The following is a 15,279-nucleotide window of genomic DNA, read 5'->3' as shown; positions in this document are numbered from 1 at the left end:
CGTGGCGGGGTGAACCCCGCCCTACGATCCCGCCCGATACCATGCGGCGATTTTGGCACGGTCTTCGTCGGGGATGTTGGTGATGTTTGCGGGTGGCATGGCGTGGCTGACGCCTGCCTGCAGATAGATTTGCCGCGCGTGTTTGGCGATATCGCCCGTCGTCTCGAGGAACACCCCTTTGGGTGCCCATTGCATGTTGCCCCAGACCGGTTCACGGGCGTGGCACATCGAACAGCGCCCGATGACGATGTCATGTGCGTCGTCAAACCCGGCGGCGGATGCAAACCGGGCCTCGTAGGGGGTAAGGGCCCGTGCCTCTGCCTCTTCGTAGGTATCGAAGCGGGGTACGCTGGACAGCCATGCGATGATCAAGAACAGGATCACCGCGACGGCCCATGTCCATGATGGCTGGCCTTTGCGCGCGTGCATCGAGTTGAAGTAGTGCCGGATCGTCACGCCCATCAAAAAGACCAGCGCCGCGATGATCCACGCATATTGCGTGCCAAACGCCAGCGGGTAGTGATTTGACAACATCAAAAAGATCACCGGCAGCGTAAGGTAGTTGTTGTGGGTCGACCGCAGCTTGGCGATTTTGCCGTATTTGGGGTCTGGCGTGCGTCCGGCCTTCAGGTCGGCCACGACGATCCGCTGGTTCGGCATGATGATGACAAAGACGTTGGCGGTCATGATCGTCGCCGTAAAGGCCCCCAGATGGAGCAGCGCCGCGCGGCCTGTAAAGACCTGATCATAGCCCCAAGACATCGCCACCAGCAGCACAAACAGCAGCACCATCAGGGTGGTTGGTTGGTTGCCCAGCGGCGATTTGCAAAGGGCATCGTAGATCACCCACCCGATCGCAAGCGAGCCAGCAGAGATCGCGATGGCCTGCCATGTGGCAAGGTCGGCTTTGGCGGGGTCAATCAGGAACAGTTCCGCCCCGGCCCAATAGACGACCGCCAGCATCGCCAAGCCTGAAAGCCAGGTGACATAGCTTTCCCATTTGAACCATGTCAGGTGTTCGGGCATCGCTGCAGGCGCGACGAGATACTTTTGGATGTGATAGAAGCCGCCACCGTGGACCTGCCATTCTTCGCCGTCCGCAGGCCCGTCGATATCGCGGTTCAGCGACAGGTCCAGTGCGATGAAGTAGAACGATGATCCGATCCACGCGATGGCCGTGATCACATGCAACCAGCGTACAGCGAAAGCCGCCCAGTCCCACAGAATTGCTATATCATACATACGCGGTCCCCCTTTTACAGGCAGTCTAGTCAGGCCATTCGTTATTCTGTATATCCTGATATTACCAAGCTCTATCAAAAATTGCGGAATAATGTCATATCTCGATAACATCAGAACCTTTGTGCGGGTCTACGAGTTGGGCTCCATGTCGGCGGCGGGCCGCGATTTGCGGATTTCGCCTGCGGTCACGTCGGCCCGGATATCACAGCTCGAGGATCATCTGTCGGTGCGCCTGTTCCAGCGAACGACCCGCAGTCTGACCCCCACCGCGCAGGGCAAGGCGTTTTATGGCGGGGCCTGTTCGGTGTTGGATGCGGTGGATTACGCCGAGGCGCAGGTCATGGACCTGACCGAAAATCCCAAGGGGCTGTTGCATGTCGCGGCGCCGTTGGGTGTGGGGCGGCGGTTGATTGCGCCCAATGTGCCTGCGTTCACTGTTGCGTATCCCCAGATTGACGTGCGCCTGCGTCTGACCGACCGCAATGTGGATATGACAGCCGAGGGTCTGGATCTGGCGTTTCATCTGGGCCAGCCCGCCGACAGCAATTTGCGAATCCGCAAGATCGCCGACGTGGAGCGTGTACTGGTGGCCGCGCCCGCCTATATCGCGCAGCGCGGGCATCCGGTGGATGGTCCGGCGCTGGTGCGCGACAAGCACGATTGCCTGAACCTGCGGTTTCCCGGCGCGGCAGAGTTTCAGTGGCGTTTGATGACCGATGACGGTCCGCAACGATTTCGCGTCAGTGGCCGTTTAGAAAGCGACGATGGCGATGTGCTGACCGATTGGGCGCTGGCCGGACAGGGGGTGGCGATGAAGCCCCGATTCGAGGTGGAAGACCATTTGACCTCGGGGGTTTTGGTCGTCGTGGCCGAAGCGACCCCGCCGGTGCCTGTGCAGATGGCCTGCCTTTATACCCACAGGCGCCATCAGGACCCGAAGACGCGGCTTTTTATGGATTTCATCATTGACCGGATCAGCGCGGCTGTCCGCCGCGCCGAAAGTGCTTCGTGATTTATTTGAAAAACGTTTCAATTATTCTGGAATAGCTTCGTAACGAACAGGAGTACGTCCATTGCAGCGATATCCGCGTGACATGATTGGTTATGGTCCCAATCCCCCCGATGCCAAATGGCCGGGTGGGGCCAGAATTGCCGTGCAGATTGTCGTCAATTACGAAGAGGGCGGCGAGAATAACGTGCTGCACGGCGATGCGGCGTCCGAGGCGTTCCTGTCCGAAATTGTCGGCGCTGCGGCATGGCCTGGGCAACGCCATTGGAACATGGAAAGCATCTATGAATATGGGTCGCGGGCCGGGTTCTGGCGCTTGCACCGCCTCATGGCGGACTTGCCGGTGACGGTTTACGGGGTTGCCACGGCGCTGGCGCGCAGCCCCGAACAGGTTGCCGCGATGAAAGACGCGGCCTGGGAAATCGCCAGCCATGGATGGAAGTGGGTCGAATACAAAGACGCCCCCGAGGACGTGGAGCGCGCGGATATGGCCGAGGCCATTCGGTTGCATACCGAAGTTGTCGGGACCGCGCCGCGTGGCTGGTACACGGGCCGTTGTTCGATGAATACGGTCCGGTTGGCAGCCCAGACGGGGCAGTTCGCCTATGTCGCCGATACCTATGCCGACGATCTGCCGTATTGGTCCGCGTTTGGGCGCTATGATCAGTTGATCGTGCCCTATACGCTGGACGCCAATGATATGCGCTTTGCCACGCCGCAGGGGTTTAACACCGGAACCCAGTTTTTCGATTACCTCAAGGCCAGTTTTGACGCGCTTTACCGCGAGGGCGGGCGGATGATGTCGATTGGGCTGCATTGCCGTCTGATTGGCAGGCCGGGCCGCGTCGAGGCGTTGCGCCAGTTTATTGATTATGCGCAGGGCCACGCTGACGTGTGGTTTGCGACCCGTGAACAGATCGCTGATCACTGGGCCGCGACGCACCCCTCTGTGCGCTTTGAACGGCCTTCGCAGATGGATCTGGCTGCGTTTGTCGCGGCCTATGGCGGCGTGTTTGAACATTCACCGTGGATTGCCGAGCGGGCGCATGGGCTGGAACTTGGCCCCGCGCATGACACTGCGGTTGGCTTGCATAATGCACTGGCGCGCATGTTTCGGTCCGCCTCTGAGGATGCGCGGCTGGGCGTGCTGACGGCGCACCCTGATTTGGCCGGGAAACTGGCAGCCGCCAAGCGGTTAACGGCAGAAAGCACGACCGAGCAGGCGTCCGTTGGATTGGACGCACTGACCGATGGCGAGCGGGCGCATTTTGCGGCGGCAAATGACGCATATACCGCAAAATTCGGGTTTCCTTTCATCATTGCCGTGCGCGACCACGACAAGGCGTCGATTATGGCAGCCTTTCAGACCCGGCTGGATAATGATCGGGCGGCAGAGTTTGCCCAAGCCTGCCATCAGGTCGAACGCATCGCGCTGCATCGGTTAAAGGACATGTTGCCAAGGTGACCCGTGATCTCAGGATATCCCCTTTGACGGCCACGGCCTTTGCCCCGTTTGGCGATGTGCTGAACTGCGATGGTGCCCCCGACAAGATCATCAATGCGGGGCTGTGCGGGCGGTTTCATGACCGGGCCCTTGTCGATGTCGGCGATGGCCGGGTTGGGATCAGCCTGTTCCGGTCCACACTGCGGACGCTGCCCTATACGCTTGATCTGATTGAACGTCATCCTGAGGGCAGCCAAGCGTTCATTCCGATGAGTATGGACCCGTTTTTGGTTGTCGTGGCCGATGCCGCACTGACGCCACAGGCGTTCATCACCGCACCGGGAGAGGGCATAAATTTCCATCGTGGAACATGGCACGGGGTGCTGACCCCATTGTCCGGGCCCGGCCTGTTTGCCGTGATCGACCGGATCGGCGACGGCCCCAACCTTGATGAGCATGTTTTCGATACGCCATACCGCGTAGTTTTGGACGACTGACCGGCGCTAAAGACCGGCAACAACAGGGGAAGAAAAATGAGTAACGCAAGCATAGGAACGCCAGAGCAACTGCGCGATCCTGACTATTTTCCGGGGATGGCGCGTGCGGTGCCGCTGGGTATTCAACATGTTTTGGCGATGTTCGTCTCGAACGTCACGCCCGCGATCATCGTGGCCGGCGCTGCCGGTTTCGGGTTTGGGTCCGACGCGGGCGCGCTTGGCTTTCCGGATATGACCTATCTGATCCAGATGTCGATGTTGTTTGCCGGTATCGCCACGTTGTTCCAGACGATTGGCTTTGGCCCGGTGGGCGCGCGGCTGCCGATTGTGCAGGGCACGTCGTTTGCCTTTATCCCGATCATGATTCCACTGGTCGCCGGCAAGGGTCCCGAAGCGATGGGCGCGTTGCTGACGGGGGTGTTTCTGGGCGGTCTGTTTCATGCGCTGCTGGGCACGGTGATCGGCAAGATCCGCTTTGCTTTGCCACCGCTGGTGACCGGCCTTGTGGTGACGATGATCGGTCTGGCGCTGGTCAAGGTCGGTATCGAATATGCGGCAGGCGGCGTGCCTGCCAAAAGTTTCAACAATCCCGAATATGGCAGCTGGATGAATTGGTCCGCAGCCTTGGTCGTGGTTTTCGTGACCTTGGGTCTCAAGTTCTTTGCGCGCGGCATGCTGTCGGTGTCGGCGGTGCTGATCGGGATCGTCGTAGGGTATCTTTATGCGCTGTATATCACGCCGATTTTCTGGGAAACGCCGGTGGTAACGCCTGCATTCGTGGCCCAGCAATGGAACAACGCAGCGTGGTTTTCCGTGCCGATGCCGTTCAAATACGGGTTCGAATTTTCCTTTGCGGCATTGGTCGGCTTTTGCCTGATGGCATTCGTGTCGGCGGTTGAAACCGTGGGCGATGTATCGGGTATCACCAAAGGCGGCGCAGGCCGCGAGGCGACGGACAAGGAAATTCAGGGCGCGACCTTTGCCGATGGTTTCGGCACGGCGATCGGTGGCATCTTTGGCGGTCTGCCGAATACATCCTTCAGCCAGAACGTCGGCCTGATTGCCATGACTGGCGTGATGAGCCGCCACGTCGTGACGATTGGTGCGATCTTCCTGATCTTCTGCGGGCTGGTGCCCAAGGTGGGTGGGATCGTGCGCGCCATGCCGATCGAGGTGCTGGGCGGCGGTGTGATCGTGATGTTCGGGATGGTCGTGGCCGCCGGTGTGTCCATGCTGTCGGATGTCGTGTGGAACAAGCGCAACATGGTGATCTTTGCGATTGCCCTGTCCATCGGGCTTGGTCTGCAGCTCGAGGTGCTGAACCTGGCACCCGGTGCGCCCAATGCGCTGCAATTCCTGCCTGACGGGCTGCGGGTGCTGGCCGCATCGGGTATTCTGCCCGCCGCGCTAATCGCGATCGTGCTGAACCTGCTGCTGCCCGAGGATATGGACGGCACCGAGGAAATCTCGGGCGGTCACGCCGGCCACAAGTAATAAGATGGCCCCCGGTGCGACGCCGGGGGCTTTCCGCAGTGCCGTTGTCCTGATCGGTAAATGGACGTCGCGCGGGCAAAGCGCGCCTTTGTATCGACCGGTTGCACCGTCACTTCCGGTCCGGACCTGCCATTCGCGGCACGTTGCGCGAATGGCAGCAATCGTGTCAGCTCGCGTCTTTCAGTACGGCATATTCACCGCGCACTTGCAGCGTCACCGTAACATCGGTCTTGTCGCGGTTGCGCCAGAACCAGCCGTGTTCGCCGTCAAAACCGGCGATGATGTCACCTTCCGATCCGGTGGAGCCGCGGCTCTTGTCGTAGGTGACAGATTGACCGGACCCGTGACCATGCAGATCAACGTTGACCCGCCCGCCTGCGACAAACATCTGGTATTGCGCGGTCTGGCCTTGCTGCATGACCAGTTTCCATTCCGCCGAGTCTCCGGGTGCGAGGGTAAAGCTGATTTCGTCGCGCCAGACCACGGCTTCCTGCGCATGGGCCGCGCCGACAAAAATCCCGAAAATCCCGTCAAGGAAGCTTGACTGATCACCCGCGGCTTCCATTTGACGGTCCATTTCAGCCTCTTGGGCCAGTTGGCGTTTGATCTCGCCCATTTCCGTCAGGCCAAGAACGCCGCCGACACGTGTCGGGTCGATGCCGTATTCGGACGGCAGGACGATGGTGACAAGAAGTGCGACAGCCGCAACAGCCGCGATTGCTGTCGATCGCAAAAGCTGCGCCGTGCTGGGCAGTTCCTCAAGCGAAGGCTTGTTTGCATTGAACATAGGAAGTTTCCTTTCAAACGGCCACGACGTAGCCGACGATTTGATAGCCCATCAGAATGAACCCGAGGGTCATCATGATAACATTTGCGGTGTAGGCCTGACGCAGGAAGGCGGGTTTGCGGCGCCAGTAACCCATGACGATCAGGATGACGGCGAGTGCCAGAATCTGCCCGATCTCGACGCCGACATTGAACGCCAGCAGATTGGGCAGAAGCCCATCAGACGCGATGTCGTAGTCAAGGATCTTGGTGGCCAGACCTGTCCCGTGGAAAAGCCCGAAGATCAGGGTCGCGGCCATTGTATTCGGCTGAAACCCGAACCAGCGCTGATGGGCACCCAGATTGTCGAGCGCCTTGTAGACAACCGACAGGCCGATGATGGCATCGACGATATAGGCGTTCACGCCCCAGCCGAACCAGACGCCAAGCAGCATCGTGGTTGAATGGCCAAGGGCGAACAGGCTGACATAGATACCGACGTCCTTCATCCTGTAAAGAAAGAAAACGACGCCGAGCAGGAACAGGATGTGATCGTAGCCCGTCACCATGTGCTTGGCGCCGAGATACATGAAGGGAATGATGTTCACCCCCCAGATTTCTTGAATATAGCCCGCGTCACCTTCCGTGACGTTATGGGCAAGGGCCTGACTGACGTTCAGGATGAACGCCGCCAGCACCATAAGGATCAGGGCGGCCAACTGGCGTGTCGCCAGGGCGCGCTGAACCCGTGAACTGGAAATCATGGATACGTCTCCGTTGTGCATTTGATTGATCGGTAAAGCCGCAAAGTGCAGCCGCGATCATGCACGCGGGGGGCGTTCGATCCGGAAATTGGGATGCGGGCCTTGCCGCGAAGGCCGAAGGCGCCGAGCGTCCTTGTCTGTAAAGAACGGCTGCGATCCGGTGCTAAATGCAAGGAATGCCGTGCTGTGATCGTGGTCCGCAGCGTCGTGGTTGTGGCCGTGCATGGCCCAGGAAAGGTCTTCCTCAACGCCGTGCGAATGTCCGTGGTAAGCGATCATCTGGATATGGGTCTGGATCGTTCCGACGAATGCGGCAGGTGCATGGGTGGCCGCAGGCATGACGGTCCAGACCACAAGCGACAGGTAAAGAAGCGCGGCAAACGCCATCTTTCCAAATCTCTTTGCGAATGTCATCGTTCCTGCCTGCTCTGCCAATACGCGGCACGCTTCTGGTGCCGTCTTGCCTGACCCCTGTCAGAGGTTTTCAGGGACCTTATGACAAAGCCGCATATCCATGCAAGCAGTCCGGCCTTGTCCACTCAGCCGATCCGCGCCGATGGGAAGATGTCGGCGCATCCTGCCGTTTGCGCGACGATGGGCTGTCGGCAATTTCCATCAGGTCTTTGCTGAATGATGTGTTGGACCTTTGCGACCGGTTCAGCGGTCAGGCCGCCGCCAAATGATCCGCCATTGCACCAACATCTGTGGCGCTGTCGGAATTCGGATCAAGGGCAGGGTCCGCCCGGTGCGATAGGCGGGCGGACCAATGATCAAAAACGATAAGCCAGCGTGAGCCGCGCAATACTGGACACTTCCAGCCCGCAACCGCCGCTGCAGCCATTGTTTGGGTCCGTGCCGTTTCCGACGACATCCGACAGGTCGCCGAACATCAGATCGCCCGCAACACCATAAACGTGGACACCGCTCTGCCAATCGTAGCCGCCGGTGACGCCGATCATGCTACCTTTGGGTGATGGTTCTGGAAGCCCGTCTGCGGGATCGTGGCAATCGTATTCGTCACCGTCGAACCCATCGCAATAAAGGGCGCTGCTGGTCGTGTAATCAAGGCTGCCGCCGACATAACCACCGGCCCATTCCGGCGCCGCAGCCGTTATATTGACCGTGGATTGGGCGGCAAAAGTCGGAAGCTCGTCAGCGACTGCGGCAACCGTGGTCGTTGCCAAGGCTGCAATGTTTGCAAGGCCAAGTGATTATATCAGTTTCAATTTTTCGCCATGCAAGGATACGTTCACTAATAAAGGGCCCCGACAAAGCATGAAAAAGGCAAAAATGCCAAATACATATGTCATATCCTGTTTATTTTTTGCCGTGCGGCATCAATTTCGCAATCATAGCGCCAAGTCACGGCACGGCACCGACGTTAAATCGCCCTGCGACTGAATGGCGGCCCGGCGCCAAATCGTCGAATTGCAGCTGGCATGACGCCCGCACGCCCGCTTGACCTCGCCGCTGCCTGTTAGAAGGTCCGACAGACGTCCGACCTTTGTCCGACGGATCGCCGACCGCGCAAAACCGCACAAAGCCCCTGCTTTGACCCATGATTTGGGCCGGTGGCCGCCCGACAACCGGTCTTTGCCGGGCATCATCACGTCAAGGATCATCCAATCGAAGCGCCACCCCGACGTCATCGCGACTTGTACCCAAGGGGGGCGATAACATGAAACGCAAGACAAGTCTGAGCCTTGGTTCCGTCGCAACAGCCGAACGACCGGACGGCTGGGGGCCGGGCCACATGATGCACGGTGGAGCGGCGGGACGTGGGCCGATGCAGGCCATGGTCAATAACCCGGTCTGCAATTCATGCGACAGCGGTGCCGAGGGGACGCAGCCTATGGCCGTACGGCCCTTTGCCATGCTAGACGGAAATAATGACCGCGCGGATTCAAAGGGTACGCAGGCATAACCGATACGCCGTAACAGTCGCGACAAGACGTAGCTGGCGCCTTCTCCGCACCAGCCCGACGAAAAAGAGAGCCCTGACCAATGACCGTTCCGCAAGCCGGTTCTGCAAAACAACGTCATGCAGCGGATGATCTGGCCCACCGGCTGACCCATGGGAAAGACGGCGAAATAACCCATTCCCGCTGCTGCCCTTTTTCAACACCGGCAAGGACCATTGATATGACTGCGAAAGATTCACCCGATCTGCCCCTTGATCTCGGACGTGATCCGGACAGGCCGGGAGCCCTTCGAAAGGGGCCGCGTCACGGGCTCCGCAAACGGTATCTGCTTGTTCTGCTGATCCCGGTCTTCATGTTTTCGGGCGGGGTGATCGGCATGTATTACCAGCCGCCCGCGCTACAGAAATTCTATGCGCTGACCGGCTTGCAACCCGGCGGCGGGGCTGACAGCCCGATTGCGCTGCCACCCGACATCGCACTGCCGCAGGAGATCGCCGAAACGTTGCTGCCGACGGATGTGGTGGGGCTGGCGCGGCTGATGCCTCGCGGCGACGTGGCCATCGTGGCGGCACCTTACGGCGCGGGCGACGCGCGTGTGGCCGAGATATTGGTGGCGATAGGCGACACCGTCACGCGCGGTACGCCCGTTGCGCGCCTCGACAACGGCGCGGCGCTGGAAGGCGGGGTGCTGACGGCCGAGGCAAATCTGGCGGTGCGGCAGGCGACACTGGCCCAGATCCGCAGCGCCGTTGCGGCGAGCCGTGCAGAGGCGCAGGCGACGCTTGATACGGCCCGCGCCGCAGCGCGCGAGGCTGCGACAAACCTTGCGCGGACCCAAGACCTTGTCGACCGCGGCGTTTCTACCAGCGCCACGCTGGATGCCGCCCTTACGGCAGCCGAGGAAGCAACGCTCGCGGTCCGGCGCGCAGAGGCGACACTGGCCCGTTTCACCGCCGGTGCGCTTGACGATCAACCCGATGTCGTCGTCGCGGCCCGCAATGTTGCTGCCGCGCAGGCAGAGGTGACCCGCGCGCAGATGGATATGGCCCGTGCCGAAGTGCGCGCGCCCGTAAGCGGCACGATCCTCGAGATCAACGCCACGCCGGGCCAGCGCCCCCCCGCCGAGGGCATCATGGAGATGGGCGACACCGGCGTGATGATGGCCGAGGTCGAAATCTGGCAGGACCGCGTCAGCGCGGTCGCCGTGGGTCAGCCGGTGGAACTGGCCGCACCCGCGCTTGGCCAGTCGCTGCGCGGCACCGTGCAAAGCATCGGTCTTACCGTGGGGCGGCAGGGCCTGATTTCGGACGATGCGGCGGCGAATTCCGACGCGCGGGTGATCAGGGTTCTGGTCGCGCTTGATGCGGGGTCGTCATCGCTTGCGGCGCGGTATGTCGGCCTCGAGGCCGTGGCGCGTATCGACACCGGCGCATTCACGCGGGCCGCGCAATGAGCCGGATTCTGCAATGGCTTTTTGGCCGCCTGCCCATTGGCTGGCTGCAACTGAGCCACAAGCGCGGGCGGTTCATGGCCGCGCTGTCGGGTGTCGCCTTTGCCAATGTGCTGGTTTTCGTCCAGCTTGGCATTATGAACTCAATGGCGACTGCGACACTGCGGCCTTACGCGTTTTTCAACGCCGATATCATGATCTCGGCGGCAGATGCGAATGCGCTGGCAGAGGGCGAAAATGTCGCCCGGCAGTGGATGTTGCGGGCCTTTGCCGATCCGGACGTGATTGCCGGGACGGGGCTTTTCATCGCCAACGCGCCGCTGAAACGGGGCGACACCGATATCAGTCTCACGACCTTCGGGATCGACCCCAGCCAACCCCAATTCGTCGCACCGCAGATCGCGGGCAACATCGCGTCCCTGCAGGTGCAGGACGTCGCAATCCTGGACCGGCTGGCGCGCGGCATTTCAAAAGAAGCCGCCGCCGCGATCCGGCCGCAGACGCCCTTGTCCTTTGAGACGCAGAACCGGACCCTGACGGCGCTGAATACCTTTGCCGGCGGCGGCGGCTTTGGCGGGGATGGCTATATGTTCGTCTCCAACCAGACCTTCTTGTCGCTGTTCGCATCGCGCAGTTCGGCCGCGCCGGACCACATTCTGTTGCGGCTGCGTCCCGGCGCCGATGTCGCGACCGTGGCAGAGCGACTGCGCATTCTGATTTCGGACGACAGCTTGCGCATCCGCAGCTATGGCGACGCCGCGCAGGAGGACCTGCGCTATCAGCAGACCAAGCGGCCCACCGGCATCATCTTTGGTTTCGGCGTGCTGATCGGCGTGCTGGTGGGGCTGGTCATCGTCTATCAGGTGCTGTCCGCAGACGTGGCGGACCATCTGCGCGAATATGCGACCTTCAAGGCAATGGGCTATGGCCCGCGGTTTTTCCTTGGCATTGTCGTCGAGGAGGCACTGGTGCTGGGGGTCCTCGGCTTTTTGCCGGGGCTTGTCGTCGGCACCGGTATTCTGACTCTGATGGGCAAGGCCACGACCTTGCCGCTCGCGATGACGCCGGGGATGGCGGTCACCGTCTTTGCGGGGACCGTGGTTTTTTCGGTCCTGTCGGGGGTCATCGCTACCCGACGCCTTGCAGCGGCTGATCCTGCCGATCTGTTTTGAGGAGCCACCATGAATAGCAGCATGATCATCGAGGCGCGCGGGATGAACCATTGGTTCGGCACCGGTGAGGCGCGCAAGCAGGTCCTTTTCGATATTGATCTCAGCCTGCCGCGCGGCAGTTTTACCGTGCTGATGGGGCCGTCAGGATCGGGAAAGACCACGGTTCTGACGCTGCTTGGTTGCCTGCGCGGGGTGCAGGACGGGTCTGTGCAGTTGATGGGACACGCGTTGAAGGGTGCGACAGAGGCCGAACTGACCGTGTTGCGCCAGCGGCTGGGGTTTATCTTTCAGTCCCACAATCTGCACGAAAGCCTGACCGCGCTGCAAAACGTCGTCATGGGTGTTCAGGTGCGCCCCGGCGTGGCAGACGATCTTGCGCGGCGTGCGGCAGCGCAGGCGCTTGGGCTTGTGGGCCTGTCCGACCGACTTGATTATTTACCTGCCAACCTGTCCGGCGGACAGAAACAGCGCGTCGCGGTAGCCCGCGCCCTGGTCGGCAACCCCGACATGATCCTTGCGGACGAACCGACCGCCGCGCTTGACAAGGACAGCGCAGCGGATGTGGTCGACCTGCTCAAGCGCCTTGGCGCTGCGCGGGGCACGACGACACTGCTGGTCACGCATGATAACCGCATCCTTGATCGCGCGGACCGTATCCTGACACTGGAAGATGGAAGGATTGTCACCACGACGGATAACCCCTGATCCTGTCCATGTGCCCGGGCAGGCATTGCGACTGAAACGCAGATCATGCGTAGCGGGCCACCCATCCCGATTTCCCCCGAACGGCGATTGCAACCTATCTCAGCATGACGCCCGAAATGGGTCGATGATCCGGGACGTCGTAACGCGAACTCTCCGACATCTGCGGTGCCCACTGCCTGCGCATTGCCAAAGCGCAGCATTTTGAAAAGTGGGCTCTGCGCTGCCGCACGCGCGTCCGCTCTGCTTGGTGTTCTTCCTGATTTTGCGTGCCGTTTTTGTCGTCGCGCATCACCGCGTTCCCTTCGGTGATGGGGGTAACCTTTGGATCTGAGTAAGCCCCATGCCAAGGGAGCTGCGGACTGCTATCGTGGCATAGGGGGACTCAAACGCGCGTCAATGACGTCAATTTCGCATCTGGGTTCTTGAGAAGCGACTGTAGTTCCGCATTGCCACCAATCAGCATTTTATCCACGAAAATCATTGGAAAGGTTGCCCAACCCGACCACATCTTGAGGGCTAGTCGTTTGTGCCACTGTGAAGTGTAGCTGCCATATTCCAGATACTTGAATTCAATTCCTGCATCTTGCAGGGATTTGCGGGCCTTTTTGACGACTGGGTTTTGTTTCATGCCCACGACGACGACACCGTTCGCAGCTACCGCTTGGCTGACCTCTTGCACAATGTCGCTGTGATAGGTGCTGACTGTCTCGTTAATGGCGGGGTGGATAGCGTCAGGGCTTAACAGTGGGCGCATTTATAAAACTTTCTGCTGATTCCGTTGGTTGGTTTCGACGTATCGAAACTTTTCCGACACCTAAAGCGCCAAACGTGTTTCTAACTTTCCGCATGGTATATCCAATCATGGCCCATGGACGACCTTGGCCGGATCGCCGCAAAGCTGCGGTGCAGGATTTTCCCTGTGGCAAAAGACGTATCCGTCCGGTCTGACTGCCCTGCCTGCATGATGGAGTGGGTGATAGTGTTCACCATCGATAGTGGACATCTTGAGGGTTGTGATGGCTGGGAAGAAGGGTTTGAAGAAGCGGGTCTGGTCGGATGACGAGAAGCGCACGATTTGCGCGCAGACGTTGACGCCGGGCGTTTCGGTTGCACAGGTTGCCCGCCGCTATTCGATGAACGCGAACTTGATTTTCAAGTGGCTGAAAGATCCCCGGTTTGCGCTGGTGGAGAGCGGACCGTCGCCAGAGGAGAGTATCGCTCTTGAAGGCGTTTTCCTTCCTGTCGAGATAGAAGCGTCCGCTTTGGAAGGCCCGACCGCTCCTGCGCGAATGAATGACATGGCGGCTGATCCTGGACCTGCTGTTTTGGCGCAGCGCGTGGACATCGCGCTGTCGGACGGGCGGCGCATTCTGGTGGAAGGCCCGACGTCGCTGGTATCTGTCATGGGCTTGGTGCGTGGGTTGACGACATGATCCCAGTGCCAAGCAACACGCGGGTTTGGCTGGCGGCTGGCGTTACGGATATGCGGCGTGGCTTCAACACGCTGGCCGCACAAACGGAGAAACTGCTGGCCGAGGACCCGTATTCTGGCCACCTGTTCGTCTTTCGGGGTCGCAGAGGTGACCTTTTGAAGATCATCTGGTGGGATACGCAGGGCGCATGCCTGTTCATGAAACGCCTCGAGAAAGGGCGGTTCGTCTGGCCTGCGGCCAAGGACGGAAAAATCTGTGTCACGGCGGCGCAATTGTCGATGCTTCTGGAGGGCATTGACTGGCGGACGCCTGCGCGGACATGGCGGCCGTTGCAGGCCGGATAAGTCAATAAAACATGGGTTTACGCGTATTTTGTGTTCCGTTCAGAAGGCTTTTCGGATATAAAATGCGCATGCGCGCGACGTTCAAATCCCTGCCTGAAGACCCCACTGAGCTGCGCGCTGTCAGCGAGTTGATGGCGGCCGAAATCAAGGCGCAGGCCTATCAGATCGAGAAACTGAAGAAGGAACTGGCCGCTCATCGCAAGGCCCGTTTTGGCAGCAAATCCGAGACCATGGATCAACTGGCGTTCGATCTTCAGGAAGATACCGAAATTGCTGCCGCCAGCGCGGCGCAAAAGACAGTCCCCGAAACTGATCAAGAGGCTCCTGCCAAACGCACCCACAATCGCGCACCGCTGCCCGATCATCTTGAGCGACAGGAAGAAATCCTGTCGCCGGGTGACGCCTGCGGCGATTGCGGTGGTGCGCTCAAGACGCTCGGCGAGGACGTGACAGAAGAGCTGGAATACGTCCCCGGCCATTTTGTGGTGAAACGGATCGTTCGGCCTCGCATGACCTGCACCTGTTGTGACGCGTTTGCCCAAGCCGAACTGCCCTCACGCCCGATTACCCGCGGGCGCCCGGGGCCGGGCCTGTTGGCCCATGTGCTGGTCGGCAAATATTGTGATCACCTGCCGCTCTATCGTCAGTCTGAAATCTATGCCCGTGACAAGGTCGACCTGCACCGCTCCACGCTGACCGATTGGGTGGGGCGATCAACGGCGCTGATGGCGCCACTGGCCGCCCATATCGGCAAATTGGTTCGGGCCGGACCTGCGCTGTTCGCTGATGATACGCCCGTCAAGATGCAGGCCAAAGGAAAAGCGCAAACGGCGCGCCTTTGGAGCTATGTGCGCGATGAACGCCCATGGTGCGGGCAAGCCCCGCCCTGCGTGTGGTATCAGTTCAGCGTGGATCGCAAGGGCGAGCACCCCTCATCGCATCTCAAGGGATATAAGGGCGTGATCCATGCCGATGGCTTCACCGGGTTCAATGGGTTGTTCGGGACAGATCGCGCCAGCGAGCAGGCCTGCATGGTCC

17 protein-coding genes are annotated in these 15,279 nt (G+C 60.2%); 11 read left to right on the top strand and 6 right to left on the bottom strand.

All coding sequences use genetic code 11. The annotated features are described in order from the left end of the window. Positions 1–21 precede the first annotated feature (21 nt). Positions 22–1,242 (bottom strand): urate hydroxylase PuuD, encoded by a 1,221-nt coding sequence (locus tag QZ196_RS05660; protein WP_296424785.1) that lies wholly within the window; start codon positions 1,240–1,242, stop codon positions 22–24. Between the two features lie 91 nt (positions 1,243–1,333). On the opposite strand from QZ196_RS05660, the gene QZ196_RS05655 reads away from it, so the two are divergent. The 4 genes from QZ196_RS05655 (at position 1,334) to QZ196_RS05640 (ending at position 5,686) form a co-directional block, all read left to right on the top strand. Next, the gene (locus tag QZ196_RS05655) at positions 1,334–2,254 is read left to right on the top strand and encodes a LysR family transcriptional regulator (protein WP_296424784.1); all 921 of its coding nucleotides are present in this window, start codon (positions 1,334–1,336) and stop codon (positions 2,252–2,254) included. A 61-nt stretch (positions 2,255–2,315) separates the two neighbouring features. Beyond that, positions 2,316–3,716: an allantoinase PuuE gene (gene puuE / locus QZ196_RS05650; RefSeq protein WP_366510949.1), complete on the top strand. Its 1,401-nt coding sequence runs from the start codon at positions 2,316–2,318 to the stop codon at positions 3,714–3,716. Beyond that, positions 3,713–4,192 carry an ureidoglycolate lyase gene (locus QZ196_RS05645; RefSeq protein ID WP_296424782.1) on the top strand — a complete coding sequence of 160 codons (480 nt, stop codon included), beginning with the start codon at positions 3,713–3,715 and terminating at the stop codon, positions 4,190–4,192. Before puuE ends, QZ196_RS05645 begins: the two co-directional genes overlap by 4 nt. A gap of 36 nt (positions 4,193–4,228) precedes the next feature. Further along, on the top strand, positions 4,229–5,686 hold the full coding sequence (locus tag QZ196_RS05640; RefSeq protein WP_296424781.1) for a nucleobase:cation symporter-2 family protein: 1,458 nt from the start codon (positions 4,229–4,231) through the stop codon (positions 5,684–5,686). A gap of 166 nt (positions 5,687–5,852) precedes the next feature. On the opposite strand, the gene QZ196_RS05635 is transcribed toward QZ196_RS05640, so the two are convergent. The 4 genes from QZ196_RS05635 to QZ196_RS05620 form a co-directional block, all read right to left on the bottom strand. After that, complete coding sequence (locus QZ196_RS05635; protein WP_296424780.1) at positions 5,853–6,473, bottom strand: transmembrane anchor protein; 621 nt, start codon at positions 6,471–6,473, stop codon at positions 5,853–5,855. 13 nt (positions 6,474–6,486) lie between these two features. After that, complete coding sequence (locus tag QZ196_RS05630) at positions 6,487–7,215, bottom strand: HupE/UreJ family protein (protein WP_296424779.1); 729 nt, start codon at positions 7,213–7,215, stop codon at positions 6,487–6,489. Positions 7,216–7,272: 57 nt separating this feature from the next. Next, positions 7,273–7,629: a hypothetical protein gene (locus QZ196_RS05625; RefSeq protein WP_296424778.1), complete on the bottom strand. Its 357-nt coding sequence runs from the start codon at positions 7,627–7,629 to the stop codon at positions 7,273–7,275. A gap of 356 nt (positions 7,630–7,985) precedes the next feature. Further along, positions 7,986–8,399, bottom strand: coding sequence for a hypothetical protein (locus QZ196_RS05620; protein WP_296424777.1), 414 nt, complete (start codon positions 8,397–8,399; stop codon positions 7,986–7,988). 494 nt (positions 8,400–8,893) lie between these two features. On the opposite strand from QZ196_RS05620, the gene QZ196_RS05615 reads away from it, so the two are divergent. The 4 genes from QZ196_RS05615 (at position 8,894) to QZ196_RS05600 (ending at position 12,464) form a co-directional block, all read left to right on the top strand. Continuing rightward, positions 8,894–9,139 (top strand): hypothetical protein, encoded by a 246-nt coding sequence (locus tag QZ196_RS05615; RefSeq protein WP_296424776.1) that lies wholly within the window; start codon positions 8,894–8,896, stop codon positions 9,137–9,139. A 218-nt stretch (positions 9,140–9,357) separates the two neighbouring features. Next, positions 9,358–10,590 carry an HlyD family efflux transporter periplasmic adaptor subunit gene (locus tag QZ196_RS05610; RefSeq protein ID WP_296424775.1) on the top strand — a complete coding sequence of 411 codons (1,233 nt, stop codon included), beginning with the start codon at positions 9,358–9,360 and terminating at the stop codon, positions 10,588–10,590. Then, positions 10,587–11,759, top strand: coding sequence for an FtsX-like permease family protein (locus QZ196_RS05605; protein WP_296424774.1), 1,173 nt, complete (start codon positions 10,587–10,589; stop codon positions 11,757–11,759). The genes QZ196_RS05610 and QZ196_RS05605 overlap by 4 nt, the downstream gene beginning before the upstream one ends. A 9-nt stretch (positions 11,760–11,768) precedes the next feature. Next, positions 11,769–12,464: an ATP-binding cassette domain-containing protein gene (locus tag QZ196_RS05600; RefSeq protein WP_296424771.1), complete on the top strand. Its 696-nt coding sequence runs from the start codon at positions 11,769–11,771 to the stop codon at positions 12,462–12,464. Between the two features lie 382 nt (positions 12,465–12,846). Here QZ196_RS05600 and QZ196_RS05595 read toward each other — a convergent pair whose 3' ends face one another. Beyond that, entirely contained in the window at positions 12,847–13,218 is a 372-nt protein-coding gene (locus QZ196_RS05595) for a glutaredoxin (protein ID WP_296424768.1), read from the bottom strand. A 262-nt stretch (positions 13,219–13,480) separates the two neighbouring features. Here QZ196_RS05595 and QZ196_RS05590 point away from each other — a divergent pair, with 262 nt between their 5' ends. The 3 genes from QZ196_RS05590 to QZ196_RS05580 form a co-directional block, all read left to right on the top strand. Next, positions 13,481–13,897 (top strand): transposase, encoded by a 417-nt coding sequence (locus QZ196_RS05590; RefSeq protein WP_296424766.1) that lies wholly within the window; start codon positions 13,481–13,483, stop codon positions 13,895–13,897. After that, on the top strand, positions 13,894–14,241 hold the full coding sequence (gene tnpB / locus QZ196_RS05585; RefSeq protein ID WP_296424764.1) for an IS66 family insertion sequence element accessory protein TnpB: 348 nt from the start codon (positions 13,894–13,896) through the stop codon (positions 14,239–14,241). Before QZ196_RS05590 ends, tnpB begins: the two co-directional genes overlap by 4 nt. 68 nt (positions 14,242–14,309) lie before the next feature. Then, positions 14,310–15,279: IS66 family transposase (locus tag QZ196_RS05580; RefSeq protein ID WP_296424762.1), on the top strand; the 970-nt coding region annotated here is incomplete at its 3' end.

The sequence above is a fragment of the Yoonia sp. genome (assembly GCF_017854565.1).
Lineage (GTDB): Bacteria > Pseudomonadota > Alphaproteobacteria > Rhodobacterales > Rhodobacteraceae > Yoonia.
This window is presented reverse-complemented; position numbering and strand designations above follow the sequence as displayed.